The 15083-nt window shown below is 66.2% G+C and carries 8 protein-coding genes; 4 read left to right on the top strand and 4 right to left on the bottom strand.

Going from position 1 to position 15083, the window contains the following annotated elements:
* Positions 1-469: 469 nt before the first annotated feature.
* The 3 genes from BZF57_RS08425 to BZF57_RS08435 are packed head-to-tail and all read right to left on the bottom strand — an operon-like array spanning position 470 to position 5536.
* Positions 470-2545 carry a glycoside hydrolase family 97 protein gene (locus BZF57_RS08425; RefSeq protein WP_086736698.1) on the bottom strand — a complete coding sequence of 692 codons (2076 nt, stop codon included), beginning with the start codon at positions 2543-2545 and terminating at the stop codon, positions 470-472.
* Positions 2546-2573: 28 nt separating this feature from the next.
* Entirely contained in the window at positions 2574-3941 is a 1368-nt protein-coding gene (locus BZF57_RS08430; RefSeq protein ID WP_086736701.1) for an alpha-amylase family glycosyl hydrolase, read from the bottom strand.
* Positions 3941-5536 carry an MFS transporter gene (locus BZF57_RS08435; RefSeq protein ID WP_240505903.1) on the bottom strand — a complete coding sequence of 532 codons (1596 nt, stop codon included), beginning with the start codon at positions 5534-5536 and terminating at the stop codon, positions 3941-3943. Before BZF57_RS08435 ends, BZF57_RS08430 begins: the two co-directional genes overlap by 1 nt.
* Positions 5537-5837: 301 nt before the next feature.
* Between BZF57_RS08435 and BZF57_RS08440 the strand changes: the two genes are divergently transcribed.
* From BZF57_RS08440 to BZF57_RS08455, 4 genes are read left to right on the top strand one after another with little or no spacing between them, the layout of a single operon-like run.
* Complete coding sequence (locus BZF57_RS08440; protein ID WP_086736705.1) at positions 5838-7694, top strand: alpha-amylase family glycosyl hydrolase; 1857 nt, start codon at positions 5838-5840, stop codon at positions 7692-7694.
* On the top strand, positions 7694-9346 hold the full coding sequence (locus BZF57_RS08445; protein ID WP_086736707.1) for an alpha-amylase family glycosyl hydrolase: 1653 nt from the start codon (positions 7694-7696) through the stop codon (positions 9344-9346). Before BZF57_RS08440 ends, BZF57_RS08445 begins: the two co-directional genes overlap by 1 nt.
* Positions 9346-10377, top strand: coding sequence for a LacI family DNA-binding transcriptional regulator (locus tag BZF57_RS08450; RefSeq protein ID WP_086736709.1), 1032 nt, complete (start codon positions 9346-9348; stop codon positions 10375-10377). The genes BZF57_RS08445 and BZF57_RS08450 overlap by 1 nt, the downstream gene beginning before the upstream one ends.
* The gene (locus BZF57_RS08455) at positions 10374-11894 is read left to right on the top strand and encodes a tryptophan halogenase family protein (protein WP_086736711.1); all 1521 of its coding nucleotides are present in this window, start codon (positions 10374-10376) and stop codon (positions 11892-11894) included. The genes BZF57_RS08450 and BZF57_RS08455 overlap by 4 nt, the downstream gene beginning before the upstream one ends.
* A gap of 226 nt (positions 11895-12120) precedes the next feature.
* Here BZF57_RS08455 and BZF57_RS08460 read toward each other — a convergent pair whose 3' ends face one another.
* Positions 12121-14907 carry a TonB-dependent receptor gene (locus BZF57_RS08460; RefSeq protein WP_086736713.1) on the bottom strand — a complete coding sequence of 929 codons (2787 nt, stop codon included), beginning with the start codon at positions 14905-14907 and terminating at the stop codon, positions 12121-12123.
* Positions 14908-15083 lie beyond the last annotated feature (176 nt).

A 15083-nucleotide genomic window follows, 5' to 3' on the forward strand; every position in this document is an offset into this window, starting at 1 on the left:
TCTCTCCCCTTCAGGAGACGAGGACAGGCGGCAATCGAGGCGCAGCTGTGCCACGCCAAGCGGTCCGGCAGACGATCCCCATCCGCCCATATCTGTTCCCCGACGGCCGGTCGCACGATCCCGCGCCGGCCAACGAGGAATGCAAGCAACCTCTGCCCCTATGCCGCCATCGTCAAGCGCGAATCCGTCCGCGGTCGCGGCGCCGTGGGTCAGGGGCGGACGGAGCCTGTGCCCAATCGTCCGTCGGTGGCCGCCGTTTTCCTACTCGCCCGCCAGCCGCTACGATCCGTCCGGCTCTTTCCCATCGTTGCGCCCGGCCTGCGAGGCCGTTTGCCACCAGAGGCGCGTTTTGCGCCCGCGCCCCCGTGTCCGTCCGCCTTGGTAGAAGATGCGTAACATACTGAAATATATTTATAAGAAGGAGCGAGACAAAGCGGACACGGTGTCCGCTTTGTCCGCCTGACTGCCCTTACTTCACCGGAATGAAGCGCACCGCGACTCCGCCCGAGGCGGCGAGGTGGACCGCAAAGGTATCGCCGCCGGTGACCACCTTCTCCTCGATAACGATGTCATAGGGATTGTAGTCCCAATGCGCGTGCGGCCCGTCGCGGTAGATCTGGGCGCGGTATTTCTTGCCGGGTTCGAGGAACGACAGCGCCAGCGACACGTCGCGCGGATTCTCGTCGGTCAGCGCGCCGAGGAACCATTCCTTGGACTTCCTCCCCTGCCGCGCCATCGCGATCCACTGGCCGACGTCGCCGTCCAATGCGATCGACTGCTCCCAGTCGGCCTCCACGTCCTTGATGAACTGGAAGGCGTCGAGGCGCTTCTCGTAATTCTCGGGGAGGTCCGCGGCCATCTGGAGCGGCGAGTAGATCGTCACATAGGTCGCAAGCTGCTTCGCCAGCGTGGTCTGCGGGCGGTTCTTCGGGTCGCCGCGCGGCATGTCGGGGCGGACCGGCGGGCGCTCGTTGGGCCTGAGGTCGAAGATGCCCGGGGTATAGTCGAAAGGCCCCGCCAGCAGCGCGGTGAAGGACAGCATCGCTTCATGCGACGGCGGGTTGGGCGGCGTGCCCCAGGCGTTGAACTCCATCCCCCGCGCGCCTTCGCGGCTCATCCAGTTGGGGTAGGTGCGGCGCAGGCCCGTGTCCTTGACCGGCTCGTGCGTGTCCATGGCGATCTGGCGCTCGGCGGCGGCCTTGATCACCTTGAGGTGGTGGTCGATCATCCGCTGGCTGTCGTAATATTCGTAGTGGCGGATGCCCTTGCTATCCACCCACACGGCATCGCCCGCGTCGGAGACGTAGCCGGTCTTCACATAGTGCGAGCCGATTTTCTTGACGAGATCGAGCCCGGCTTCGAGCTGGTTCTCGTAATTGGTGAGGTTGGCGGACGTCTCGTGGTGAACGATCAGCTGGACACCCTTGGAGGCGGCATATTTGCTGAGGCCGTCGATGTCGTAATCGGGATAGGCCTCGGTGAAGCTGAAGACATCGCCGTTGTTGAACCAGTCGCCGTCCCAGCCCTTGTTCCAGCCTTCGACGAGGACGCCGGAGAAGCCGTGCTTGGCAGCGAAGTCGATATAGCGCTTGGTCTCGGCGGTGGTGGCGCCGTGGTACTTGTTGCTCGCCCATGTGCGGTCATTGATGTGCATCGCCCACCAGATGCCGATGTACTTGCCGGGCTTGGCATAGGAGACATCGCCGAGCTTGTTGGGCTCGTTGAGGTTGAGGACGATGTCGGAATTGATGAGCCCCACCGCCTTGTCGGCGATCTGGATCGTGCGCCAGGGGGAGTTGAACGGGGCCTTGGTGCGGACCTTGGGCCCGCCCGACCAGTTCCTGAGGTTCGCTTGGAAATTGCCCGGACGCAGCTGGTCGAGCGACATCGAGGAGTAATTGACCAGCGCCGCCTCGTGGATCGCCATGTAGGTGCCATTGGGGGTGCGGAAGGTCGAGGGCGTGTGCGCATCGTCGACCTGCCCGGCGGGCGCGACGCGGTAGATATACTCGTTGCGGTTGAACTCGTCCGAGGGGGTGTACCACATGGTGGTCTTGTCCCCGACGCCGAACTGGGTCAGCTCCTCGACGATGGCGATGTCGCCTTGCAGCGCGGGCTGCTGCTTCAGCTCGTAGCGGAAGCCGATGCCGGTATCGAAGGCGCGGAAGCGGACGGTGATGTCGCGCGCGGGGCCATCGGTTTCGGTGCGGAAGGTGACGGCGAGCTCGTTGTGCTGGTCGCGCACCAGACGGCGCTCGCCCCAGGGCTGCTCCCAGGTCGTGTCGCTGCTGGCGCGGGTCGATCCAGCGATCGCCATGCCGCGCTCGAACCCGTGGTGTTCGGCGAACAGCATCCCGAGCAGCGAGGGCGCGATGACCTGCTCGCCGTTGTAGCTGACGGCATAGGTCGCGCGGCCGCCGTCGTCGGCAACGGTGACAGTGATCTTGCCGTCGGGCGAGGCGAGCGTGAAGGTCTCGGCGGCGGCGGGCGCGGCGGCCCACGCAATCGCGGCCAGTGCCACGAGGGATTTCCAGTGCTTCGTCATGCGTCCTCTCCCGCGCCTCGGCGGCGCCTCACTTGGTCTCGGTGTAGATGCGGTAGCCCCATGCGGGCAGGTCGAGGGTCTCGGACCCCGTGAAGCTGGCGGGCGCTCCGGTGAGCGCGTCGGTGTAGCTGCCGTGGTGTCGGGCGTGCTGGAAGGTCACCGCGTGCGGGCGCGGCGAGAGGTTGAAGACGGCGAAGACCCGCGCGCCCTTCTCCCCCCGCGTGAAGGCATAGACGTCGGTGGCTTCGCTGCTCGGCACCTCGACCATTCCCGCCCCGAAGCGCCCGTTGTGGAGCGCAGGGTTCGCGGTCTTGAGGGCGATCAGCCTGGCGAGGAGCGCGGCGTGGCGGCCCTCCTTCCAGACGATCGGATCGCGCTCGAAGAATTTCAGCTGGCGGTCGTTGTCCGCCTCCTGGCCGTTGTAGATCAGCGGCAAGCCCGATCCGGTGAAGGACAGCGCCATCGCCGCCTCGTAGGCAGGCCCGTAGATCTCGGCTGCCACCCCGTCCCACGAATTCTGGTCGTGGTTCTCGGTATAGACCATGCGCATCGCGGAGTGCGGCCAGGTTTCCTGCTGCTCGTTGTAATAACCGCGGATCGGCCCGGCACCCTCGCCGCTCTTGACGAGCTTCTGCATCGCCTCTTTCCACTTCCACGCGTAGGTCGCATCGAAGGCGTGGTTGTGGAGATCGCGCTGCTCCCATTCGGCGAGCATGAAGACGGGCTTGATCGCATCGAGCTGCGCGCGCGCCGTCTCCCAGAAATCGGTCGGCACCCAGCCCGCGACATCGCAGCGGAACCCGTCGATGCCGTATTCGCGCACCCAGTACGCGAGGCTTTCGGTCATGTATTGCCTGAGGCCCGGCTGGCTGTAGTCGAAGTCGGCGACGTCCGACCAGTCGGTGCCCGCGGGGCTCATCATCGCACCTTCGGGGGTGCGGGTGTACCACTCGGGGTGCGAGATCGTCAGCGGGTTGTCGTAGGCCGAATGGTTGGCGACCCAGTCGAGGATCACCTTGAGGCCGAGCCGGTGAGCCTCGTCCACGAAAGCGCGGAATTCGGCCTCGGTGCCCAGCTCCGGATTGACCGCGCGGTAGTCGCGCACGGCGTAGGGGCTGCCGAGCGAGCCCTTGCGGTTCGCCTCGCCGATCGGGTGGACGGGCATCAGCCAGATGATATCGACCCCCATCGCGGCAAGGCGCGGCAGCTGCTTCTGCGCGGCGGCGAAGGTGCCCTCAGGGGTGAACTGGCGGGTGTTGAGCTGGTAGAGCACCGCATCGCGCGTCCAGTCGGCGTTCTTCACCGCGACCACGTCGCGCGGGGTGTAATCCGGCCCCTGGGCCAGCACGGGTGCCGTCAGCAGCGTGCCCGCCAGCAGCGCGAGAGCGAGCCGCATCACGCCTGCTCCGCCTGCAGCGCCGCACCTGCACCCGCACCCTCGCCGTCGGTCACGAACAGCGTCGCGACCGCCGCCAGCACGAAACTCACCGCCGCGATCACCATCGCGTAAATCGCCTCGCCGCCGAACAGATTGGTGACGAGAAAGCCGAGCAGCGTCGCCGCGAGGAGCTGCGGCACCACGATGAAGATGTTGAACACCCCCATGTAAATGCCCATTTTTTCCTGCGGCACGCAGCCCGCGAGGATCGCGTAGGGCATCGAGACGATCGAAGCCCAGGCGATGCCGATGCCGATCTGCGGGATCCACAGCAGCGCCGGATCGCGGATCAGCAGCATGGCGGCAAACCCGGCCGAGCCTGCGATCAGGTTGAAGGCGTGGAGCCGGCAGCGGTCAATCTTCGCCGCCACCAGCACGAAGCCGAGCGCCGCGGCGGCGGCAAGGCCATTCCTCACAGATCCCATCAGGCTCCACCAGTCGGCCCCGTCCTGATAGGCCGCGCTCACCGTGTCGGTCGCGCCGAAGTGGTATTCGGTGACGCCCGGCGTGCCGTAGATCCACAGCGCGAACATGCCGAACCAGCTGAAGAACTGCACCACGGCCAGCTGACGCATGGTGCGGGGCATGGCGAAGAGATCGGTGACGACCTCCATGAAGCCGCTCTCCTCGCGGCCCTGTCCGCGCAGGGCGCCGGCGACCAGCTGGACGACCCCGAACCCTGCGACCAGCGCGGCGAGGACATAGATGTCCTTGGCGATCTCGATCGTGCCCAGCATCGCGGCCCCGTTCTCGCTGCGGGCGAAGGCGACCAGCGCGGCGAGGATCGCGCCCGCGATCACCCACAGCGTTCCACCACGGGTGAACTGCGCCGCGGTGCGGGCCGCCGCGCCAGCGGTGTCGCGCGGTGTATCGGCGCGCGCGGCCTCGAAACTGGCGAGCTGTTCCGGCGAATACTCCTTCGTCGTGAACACCGTCCACGCCACCGCCGCCAGCAGCGCCGCGCCGCCGATGTAGAACGACCAGTGCACCGTCTCGGGGATCTGCCCCTCGGGCGCGACGTTGCTGAGGCCCATCCAGTTGGTCATTACCCACGGCAGCGCGCCCGCGATCACTGCGCCCGTGCCAATGAAGAAGCTCTGCATCGCATAGCCCATCGTCCGCTGCCGGTCGGGCAGATTGTCGCCGACGAAGGCGCGGAACGGCTCCATCGTGATGTTGAGCGAGGCGTCCATCACCCACAGCAGGCCCGCCGCGATCCACAGAGCCGGGGCATTGGGCATGACGAACAGCGCAAGGCTCGCCAGCAGCGCGCCGATCAGGAAGAACGGACGGCGGCGGCCGAAACGCTCGCTCCAGGTCTTGTCCGACAGGTGCCCGATGATCGGCTGCACGATCAGCCCGGTCATGGGCGCGGCGATCCACAGGATTGCAAGCTCGCCGACATCGGCGCCGAGTGTCTGGAAAATGCGGCTGACATTGCCGTTCTGAAGCTCGAACCCGATCTGGATTCCGAGGAACCCGAAGCTCATGTTCCAGATCTGCGCAGCGTTGAGCGCAGGCTTGTGGCCGGCTTGCGTCATGGTAGCGTTCATCCCTCTCCCCGCCGCCCGGCCCTTGCGGACGTGACGCGGCTTGCAGCGCCGCCTATGCTCCCGTCTCTGGCGTCCGGTGATGCTCTGCGCGCTGCGGATGCCAGTCTCGGACGCCCTGCAAAAATTTGCAAGAAACTTTGCCGTTTCGCACCGGAAAAATCGCGAAACCCCCTCTATCCGGTTGAGGTTTGTTAGGGAAAAGAGCAGTTTGCGCGCCAGCACAAGCCACGCACGCTCGCGTCACAAAGATTTGCAAAATTTTTCCCAAGCTGTCACAACCGCGGCCGGAGGGAGTTGGGACATGACGCGAATCTTCGCAGGCCTTGCGGCTGTGCTATGCGCAGGCACCTGCATTTCGGGCACCGCTATTGCCGGAGGGCCGGTCGCAGTTGAGGGCGCCGCGCCCCACGTCGCCGCACCGCCGCTGGCCGAGCGCCAGCTCGAGGACGAGATCATCTATTTCGTCCTGCCTGACCGTTTCGAGAACGGCGATCCGGCCAATGACAAGGGTGGCCTGAAGGGTGGCCCGTTCCAGCACGGCTTCGACCCCGCCGCCAAGGGCTTCTACCACGGCGGCGATCTCAAGGGGCTGACGAGCCGCCTCGACTATATCCAGGGCATGGGCGTCACCGCGATCTGGTTCGCGCCGGTCTTCAAGAACAAGCCGGTGCAGGGGATGCCCGGGCAGGAGAGCGCGGGCTATCACGGCTACTGGGTGACCGATTTCACCCAGGTCGACCCGCATTTCGGCACCAACGCCGAGTTCAAGGCCTTCGTCGATGCCGCCCATGCGCGCGGGCTGAAGGTCTACATGGACATCATCATCAACCACACCGCCGATGTGATCGACTATGCCGAAGGCAAGTACGATTATCGCAGCAAGGGCGAATACCCCTTCTCGCGCCGCGGTGGCCCCGGCGGCAAGGCGATCAACGAAGGCTTTGCGGGTGACGACAATCCCGATCCCGCCAATTGGGCGGGGCTGACCGATCCGTCTTTCGCCTACACCCCGGTCGTCACCCCGGCCGAGAAGAACGTGAAGGTGCCCGCGTGGCTCAACGACGTCACGCTCTACCACAACCGCGGCAATTCGCACTGGGTGGGCGAGAGCAGCCTCTATGGCGACTTCTCGGGGCTCGATGACCTCGCGACCGAAAACCCGCGCGTTGTCAGCGGGATGATCGACATCTTCAGCCAGTGGATCGACGATTACGGGATCGACGGCTACCGCATCGACACCGCCAAGCACGTAAACCCCGAGTTCTGGCGCGCCTTCGTGCCCGCGATCCTGAAGCGCGCCGAAGCGAAGGGGATCAAGCACTTCCACATCTTCGGCGAGATCGCCTACGAGGAACCCAGCGCCACCATCGCCGCGCAGGTGATGGCCGAAAGCGATCTGCCCTACGCGCTCGACATGGGCTTCGCCAAGGCCGCGCAGCTGGTGGCGAGCGGCAAGGCCGGCCCGCGCCTGATGGCCGAATTCCTCCAGCAGGACGCGATCTATCCCGGCGGCGCCAAGACCGCGCTGGGCCTGCCGACCTTCCTCGGCAACCACGATTTCGGGCGTTTCTCGATGTTCGTGCGTGACATGAGTGGCAATGCCGACGAGGCGAAGCTCCTCGCCCGCGTCAAGCTCGGCCATGCGATGATGTTCCTGCTGCGCGGCGTGCCGACGGTCTATTACGGCGACGAGCAGGGCTTCATTTCCGACGGCAACGACCAGCTGGCGCGCGAGGATATGTTCCCCAGCCGCGTCGCGCTCTACAACGACAACAACCTTGTCGGTTCGGATGCGACCACGGCGCAGAGCAACTTCGACCCCGCCCATCCGCTCTACCGCCTGATCGCCGATCTTGCGAAGGCGCGCACCGCCAGCCCTGCCCTGCGGCGCGGCCTCACCACGGTGCGCGCCTTTACCGAGCTTGGCCCCGGCCTCCTCGCGGTCGAGCGCCACGATCCTGCCAGCGGCCAGCGCGTGCTCGCCCTGTTCAACACCGGCGACAAGCCACTTTCGCAAAACATCGAGGTCAGCTACGCGGCCCGCGGCGTCGCGCCGCTGGTCGGGACCTGTCCGTCCGCGCTCGCTGCGCCCGGATCGGTCAAGGTTTCGCTGCCTGCCTTCGGCTACGCCGCCTGCATTCTGGAGACTGACGACTAATGGCAACCGCTCTTGCCGCCACCGCTGACGACGCCGCCGGCACGCTCGCCTGGTGGCGCGGCGCCGTCATCTACCAGATCTACCCGCGCTCCTTCCGTGACACCAACGGCGACGGGATCGGCGACCTTGCGGGCATTGCCGACGGGCTGGACTACATCGCAGATCTGGGCGTCGACGGGATCTGGATCTCGCCGTTCTTCACCTCGCCGATGAAGGATTTCGGCTACGACGTCGCCGATTACTGCGGGATCGACCCCTCTTTCGGCACCTTCGCCGATTTCGACCGGGTGATCGAGAAGGCCCACCGCCTCGGCCTCAAGGTGATCATCGACCAGGTCTATTCGCACACCTCGGACGAGCACGCGTGGTTCCAGGAGAGCCGGCAGGACCGCACCAATCCCAAGGCGGATTGGTACGTCTGGGCCGACCCCAAGCCCTGCGGCTCGCCCCCGTCGAACTGGCAATCGGTGTTCGGCGGATCGGCATGGCAATGGGACGGGCCGCGCAAGCAGTACTACCTGCACAACTTCCTGACCTCGCAGCCCGATTTGAACGTCCACAACCCCGATGTGCAGAACGCGCTGCTCGATGTGGCGCGCTTTTGGCTGGCGCGGGGCGTGGACGGCTTCCGGCTCGATGCGCTGAACTTCTCGATGCATGACCCGCTGCTGCGCGATAACCCGCCGTCGGGCACGCCGATGGAGCTGGTGACCCGGCCCTTCGACATGCAGATCAAGCAGTACAACCAGTCGCACCCGGACATCACCCGCTTCCTCGAGCGTATCCGACAGACGATCGACGAGTTCCCCGGCCGCTTCACGGTCGCCGAAGTCGGCGGGCCGGAGCCGCTCGCCGAGATGAAGGCCTTCACCGAAGGCGGCAAGCGGCTGGACAGCGCCTACAACTTCGATTTCCTCTACGCCCCGCGCCTCACCGCGCCGCTGGTGCGCGCGTCGCTCTCGCAGTGGAGCGGGGAGCCGGGCGAAGGCTGGCCTTCGTGGGCCTTCTCGAACCACGATGCCCCGCGCGCGGTCACCCGCTGGACGCTCGATGGCGACATGGGCCGCATGGCGCGGCTCAACCTGCTGGTGCTGCTGGCGCTGCGCGGCAACCCGATCATCTATCAGGGCGAGGAGCTCGGCCTGCCGCAGGGCGAGGTCGCCTTCGAGGACCTGCAGGACCCCGAAGCGATTGCCAACTGGCCGCACACGCTCGGCCGTGACGGCGCGCGCACCCCGATGCCCTGGGCGGCAAGCGCCCCGCAGGCGGGCTTTTCGAGCGCGAACCGCACCTGGCTCAAGCTCGATCCGGTGCACACCGGTTTCGCGGTCGACAAGCAGGCCGCCGACCCCGCCTCGACCCTCGGCTTCGCGCGCGCGCTGCTCGCCGCACGGCGGCAGCATCCGGCGCTGGCGACCGGCGGGATCGAGCTGCTCGACAGCCCCGAGGATATCCTCGCCTTCATCCGCCACGCTGACAGCGGCAGCGTGCTGTGCGTGTTCAACCTCGGCGAGGCGCCCGGCCACTGGACCGCGCCAGAGGGTCTGGGCGTCCTCACCCTGATCGCGACCGAGAGCCATGTCGGCCCCGGCACCGTGCCCGAAGCCCTCGCGCCCGGCACCGGGTACTGGGCGGCGGTGCAGGGGGGCTGATGGCGGACAACCCGCCCTCCTCCTCAAGGCGCAGCGCCACGCTCGAGGATATCGCGCGCGAGGCGGGGGTGTCGATTTCGACCGTCAGCCGCGCCCTGAACGACAGTCCCTCGGTCAAGCGGCGCACCAAGCAGCAGATCTGGCAGATCGCCCGCGCGCACGATTACGAGTTCCGCGCGAGCATGCCGAGCGGGCCGATCGGGGCCGACGCGACCCTCGCGGTGGTCGTCCCCGCTCCGCAGGCGCGCGACAGCCGGGTTTCCGACCCCTTCTTCCTCGAACTGCTCGCCGGGATCGCCGAAGCCGCGCGCGAGCGGAACGCCGACCTTATCATCAGCCACCTTTCCCCCCGCGCCAGCGGCGATCTCGACTATGCGATGAGCACGAGCCGCGCGACCGGCGTGATCTTCATCGGGCAGTCCTCGCTCCACCACGCGTTCAACGACCTCGTCTCGCGCGACAACCGCTTCGTGGTGTGGGGCGCGGAGTTCCCCGACGCGCAATATTGCGTGATCGGATCGGACAACCTTGCAGGCGGCAGACGGGCCACGGCGCACCTCGCGCGGCTCGGACGGCGGCGCATCATGTTCCTCGGCGACACCGAAGCGCCCGAAGCCGAACAGCGCTTCCGCGGCTACCGGCAGGCGCTGGAGCAGGCGGGCATGGGGCTCGATGATGCCCTCGTCGTCCCCGCCCATTTCGAAGTCCATTCGGGAGAGGCCGCGGTCCGCAGCGCCATCGCGCAGGGACTGCGCTTCGACGCGATCTTCGCCGCTTCCGACCTCATCGCCATCGGCGCGATCCGGGCTCTGACGCGCTCGGGCCTGCGGGTGCCGGAGGACGTCTCGGTGGTCGGTTACGACAACATCCCCGCCGCCCGCCTCGTCACGCCGCAGCTCACGACCATCGATCAGGACGCGAACCTTGCCGGGCGGATGCTGGTCTCCAAGCTGATCGACAAGGGCGATGGGCCGGCGATCTCGCAGCGGCTTGAAACGAGCCTTCTTATCCGCGAGAGTTGCGGGGGATGAGCGATACGGCGGCACCTCTGACAAGCATCGTGATCGTCGGCGGCGGCAGCGCCGGCTGGATGACCGCGGCCGCGCTCAGCGATGCCGTCGGCAAATCCTGCGCGATCACCCTCGTCGAGAGCGAGGCGATCGGCACCGTCGGCGTGGGCGAGGCGACCATCCCGCCGATCCGCCACTTCAACCAGCGCCTCGGGATCGACGAGGCGACCTTCGTGCGCGAGACGCAAGGCAGCTACAAGCTCGGGATCGAATTCGTCGACTGGGGGCGCAAGGGCCACAGCTACTTCCACCCCTTCGGCCAGTATGGCGCTGAATTCGATAGCGTTCCCTTCTACCACCACTGGATGCGCGAGAGCCTCGAGGGGCGCATCGAAGGCCCGATCGACGATTTCTCGATGTGCTGGGCGATGGCGAAAGCGGGCAAGTTCGCCCACCCCTCGCCCGACCGGCGGCTGATCCAGTCGACCTTCGACTATGCCTACCACTTCGACGCCGGACTCTATGCCGCCTTCCTGCGGCGCTTTGCCGAAGCACGGGGCGTCCGCCGGGTCGAGGGCAAGGTGGTGGACGTTTCGCTGCGGGGCGAGGACGGGTTCATCGAGGCCGTGACGCTCGACAATGGCGAGCGCATCGCGGGCGAATTCTTCATCGATTGCAGCGGCTTCCGCGGGCTTCTTATCGAAGAGGCTTTGCAGGCGGGCTATGACAACTGGCAGCACTGGTTGCCCTGCGACCGCGCCGTGGCGGTGCCCTGCGAGCGGGGGGAGTTCACCCCCTACACCCGCTCCACCGCGCGCGAGGCGGGGTGGCAGTGGCGCATCCCGCTCCAGCACCGCACCGGCAACGGCTATGTCCATTGCTCGCAGTTCATCTCCGAGGACGAGGCGGCCAGCACCCTCCTCGCCAATCTCGACGGCAAGGCGCTCGCCGATCCGCGCCCCTTGCGGTTCGTCACCGGCAAGCGGCGCAGGTTCTGGGAGAAGAACTGCGTCGCTATCGGGCTGTCGGCCGGGTTCATGGAGCCGCTGGAATCGACCAGCCTCCACCTCATCCAGTACGGCATCCTGCGCCTCATCGCGCTGCTGCCCGACGCCGCAATGTCGCCCCTGCTCGCGCGCGAATATAATGCCCAGACTTCAAGGGAATACGAGCTGATCCGGGACTTCCTGATCCTCCATTACAAGGCGATGGAACGGGACGATTCCGAGCTCTGGCGCTACTGCGCCGCCATGCCGATCCCCGACAGCCTGCAATACAAGATCGACCACTTCCGTGCCCACGGGACGCTGGTGGCCGACGGGCAGGAGCTGTTCGCCAATCCCAGCTGGATCGCGGTCTATCTCGGGCAGGGCATCGTACCCGAGAAGGCCCCTGCCCTTGCCCATATGCGCCCCGGGGTACCGGTTGCGCAGCGGCTCCAGCAGATCCGGCAGGCGATGGACGAGGCGGTGGCGGCCATGCCGTCGCACGGCGAGTTCATCGCCCGGCACTGCGCCGCGCCGCCGCTCGCGGCCTGAGTTCCGCCGCAGCGCCCCGCGGGGCCAATGTTTCACGTTAAACATCGCGCCAGACGAGGTCTGGCGGGGGTCTAGCAGCGGCTAGAGGGGGTCTGCCACCCGCTAACCCCGCGCGAACTGCCATCTGGCCCGCTCTGGTCCGCGCCCAAAAGCGAAGGGGCCCGCCATCGCTGGCGAGCCCCCTGCTGCAACCTCGGTGCGACCCGAAGACTGCTCGCTTGTCCGCTCAGAAGTTCTTGCGGATCGTGAAGTTGAACGTCCGGCCGTAGATTTCGTGCCGGCTCGGGAAGGTCCCGACCCGCTGGCCGCCCGCGTTGAACAGGTCGTTCTGGGTCACGAAGGGCTCGTTGGTCAGGTTGAACACTTCCGCGAGGATCTGCACACCGTTGAGGAAGCCGTCAGCCTTCTCGAAGGTGTAGCCGATCTGGCCGTCGAGGATGGTTTCACCCTGCGCTTCGGCACCCTGGAGCTGGCCCGCGAAGTTCTGCACTTCCGAGAGGAAGCCCGAACGGTAGCGAGCGGCCAGCTTGGCGCGGAAGCCGTGCTTTTCGTAGAAGATGTCACCCGACCAGGTGAGATCCGAATAGCCCGGGATCGAGATCGAGGCGTTGCCGTTGGTGATCTTCGCATCCGAGTAGGTGACGCTGGCGAAGCTGCCGAACCCGTCGAGCGCCTCGGTGAGGTCGCCGTAGTTCAGGCGCAGCGTGCCCTCGATGCCCTTGATCTTGCCGCTCGCGAAGTTGGTCGGGCCCGAATAGGTGCCCTGCGCCAGCTGCGGGTTGGCATTCAGCAGCGCCTGCCAGCCGGCGAGGTTGATCTCGCGGGTCAGGTTCACGCTGTTGGTCTGATCGAGCACCCAGTCGCCCAGGTCCTTGTAGAAGCCCGCGACGATGATCGCCGTGCCCGGGGTGAAGTACTTTTCGATCGACAGGTCGAGGTTGGTCGACCGGTACGGCTCGAGCCGCGGGTTACCGCCACCCAGCGTGTAGCAGACGCGTTGCGGCGGCTGGAACGCACCCGGGATCAGCGCATCCGGGATCTGGTCGGCGTCCGGACCGTCGGTGCAGACGGTGCGGTTGTAATCGAGGTTCTGGTTGGCCGCGAGCTGGTCAAGCCGCGCGCGGGTGATCGTCTGCGACGCGGCAACACGCACGAACAGGTCCGGCGAAACCTCGAAGGAGAGGTTCATGCTCGGCAGCCAGTTGTCGAAGGAATATTCGACCGTGTTGACGAAGCCGCCGGTGATCGTGCCGGTCGAACGCTGCGTGGTATCCGCATAACGCAGGCCGATATTGCCGCGGACCGGCACGGAGCCGAGATCGCCGTCAATATTGGCCTGGATGTAGAAGTTGTGGACCTGCTCGGCCACCACCCACTGCGTGTCGAAGGTCGCCTTCTCGACGCGGTAGGTGCCGTCGGTCAGGAAGCTCGCCGGGTTGTAGGCGAGGATGTCCATCCCGAGGCTCTTGGTGTTGGTCGAACCCACGATCGCGCTGGTCGGCACCCGCAGACCGTTGCCGAAGGCGGCGGTCGGACGCAGGAAGCTTTCGTTCGAGTCGAAGTTCTTCTCGCGGTCGGTGTAGAGCCAGCCGAGGGTGATGCGGTCGATCAGGCCGCCGTCGAACTCCCAGTAGGTTTCGGTGCGCAGCTGGTGCAGCTCGTCATCGATGCGCGGCTCCTTGATGAAGCCGACCTGGCCCCAGCCGCCCGGATCGGTGAGCAGGGAGTTGGCGGGGTTGGTGTAATCGACCTGGCTGGCGATGGTGTATTCGCCGCTGTCGGGGAAGGTGAAGGTCAGACGGTCCTGCGCACCCGAACGGGCACGGCCGGTGCCGGCATAGCTTTCGTAGTTGATGTCGTTACGGTCGAGGACCGAGTAGCCGTAATCGAGCACGAAGCCGATGTTGTCGTTGGCCTTCCAGTCGACATTGAGGCCGAGCGCGAAGATGTCCGAATCCGCGCCCTGCGTGTCGGTGCGCAGAATGGGAACGACGCCCGAATAGGTCGCGCTGTCGGCGAAGGGACCGCTGCCGGTGGCGCTGACGAAGCTGGCGCCCGACCACGAAGCGATCGGGGTTTCGGTGCCGCGGAAGATCCCGCTGTCCTTGGTGTTGGTGTAGAAGCCGTCGAGCGTGATCGACAGGGTGTCGGTCGGCTCGAACTGGAGGCTACCGGCAACCGAGGTACGCTCGAAGTTGCGGCTGACCACGCCCTGACGCGGGTTGTCCGAGGGGTAGATCAGGCCGCTCGGGGTGCGGGAGACCTGGCCGTTGTTGTTGGTCTTCAGCTCGCGCGAGATGTACTGGGTCGGGATCGACTGCACGGTCGCGCCGAGCGACCAGCCCACGGTGCCCGAATCGTTCTGGTCGATGTAGCTCGCGAAGAAGCGGTAGCCGTCATCGGCGAAATCGGGGTTGAGCTTGCCGTTGTCGTTGATCGAGTAGGTGCCCGACACGGTGATCTGGCGCTTCTTCGAATCCAGCGGACGCACGGTGCGCAGGTCGACCGCACCGGCGATGCCGATCGCGGCGAGCTGGGCGTCACCGGTCTTGTAGACCACACCCGAAGCGACGAGTTCCGAGGGGAACTGGTCGAATTCGATGCCGCGGTTGTTACCGGCCGAAACGACTTCGCGGCCGTTGAGGAGGGCAAGGCTGAAGTCCGGGCCAAGGCCGCGGATCGAGACCTGCTGCGAACGGCCGCGCACGCGCTGGGCGGTCACGCCGGGGAGGCGGGCAAGCGAGTCGGCGATCGACTGGTCGGGGAGCAGACCGAGGTCTTCGGCCGCGATCACTTCGACGATCGAGGTGGCGTTGCGCTTGGCATCGAGCGAGGTCTGGATCGACCCGCGGATACCGGTGACGACGATCGCCTCGCCTTCTTCGGTGGTCGTGGTGGCCGCCGGCTCGGCTTCGGCCGCATCCTGCGCCATGACCGGCGCGCCGGTGGCGGTCAGCGCCAGAAAGGTAGCGGCCCCGCACAGCAGGCGCGCGCTTGCATTGATCCCGTTCATTTTCATCAGAAGTCCCCTCCCGCAAGCACCCTTCGAATGAGCGCTTTTGCAGTTTTTTTCATAGCGGAACCTGAACCTCAGGTAAATCGCCAAATCACAGGCTTTTCGGGAGGGGCCAAAAATCTTGTGTTTTTCATATATTATAGATGTTTGCGGAGCGATGGCGCCGGCATGGG

Origin of the sequence: Erythrobacter colymbi, from assembly GCF_002155685.1 — a bacterium.
GTDB lineage: Bacteria > Pseudomonadota > Alphaproteobacteria > Sphingomonadales > Sphingomonadaceae > Erythrobacter > Erythrobacter colymbi.

Coding starts and splice junctions, on each gene's coding strand:
- BZF57_RS08425 (WP_086736698.1), bottom strand. CDS start 2,545: ATGACGAAGCACTGGAAATCCCTCGTGGCACTGGCCGCGATTGCGTGG.
- BZF57_RS08430 (WP_086736701.1), bottom strand. CDS start 3,941: ATGCGGCTCGCTCTCGCGCTGCTGGCGGGCACGCTGCTGACGGCACCC.
- BZF57_RS08435 (WP_240505903.1), bottom strand. CDS start 5,536: ATGAACGCTACCATGACGCAAGCCGGCCACAAGCCTGCGCTCAACGCT.
- BZF57_RS08440 (WP_086736705.1), top strand. CDS start 5,838: ATGACGCGAATCTTCGCAGGCCTTGCGGCTGTGCTATGCGCAGGCACC.
- BZF57_RS08445 (WP_086736707.1), top strand. CDS start 7,694: ATGGCAACCGCTCTTGCCGCCACCGCTGACGACGCCGCCGGCACGCTC.
- BZF57_RS08450 (WP_086736709.1), top strand. CDS start 9,346: ATGGCGGACAACCCGCCCTCCTCCTCAAGGCGCAGCGCCACGCTCGAG.
- BZF57_RS08455 (WP_086736711.1), top strand. CDS start 10,374: ATGAGCGATACGGCGGCACCTCTGACAAGCATCGTGATCGTCGGCGGC.
- BZF57_RS08460 (WP_086736713.1), bottom strand. CDS start 14,907: ATGAACGGGATCAATGCAAGCGCGCGCCTGCTGTGCGGGGCCGCTACC.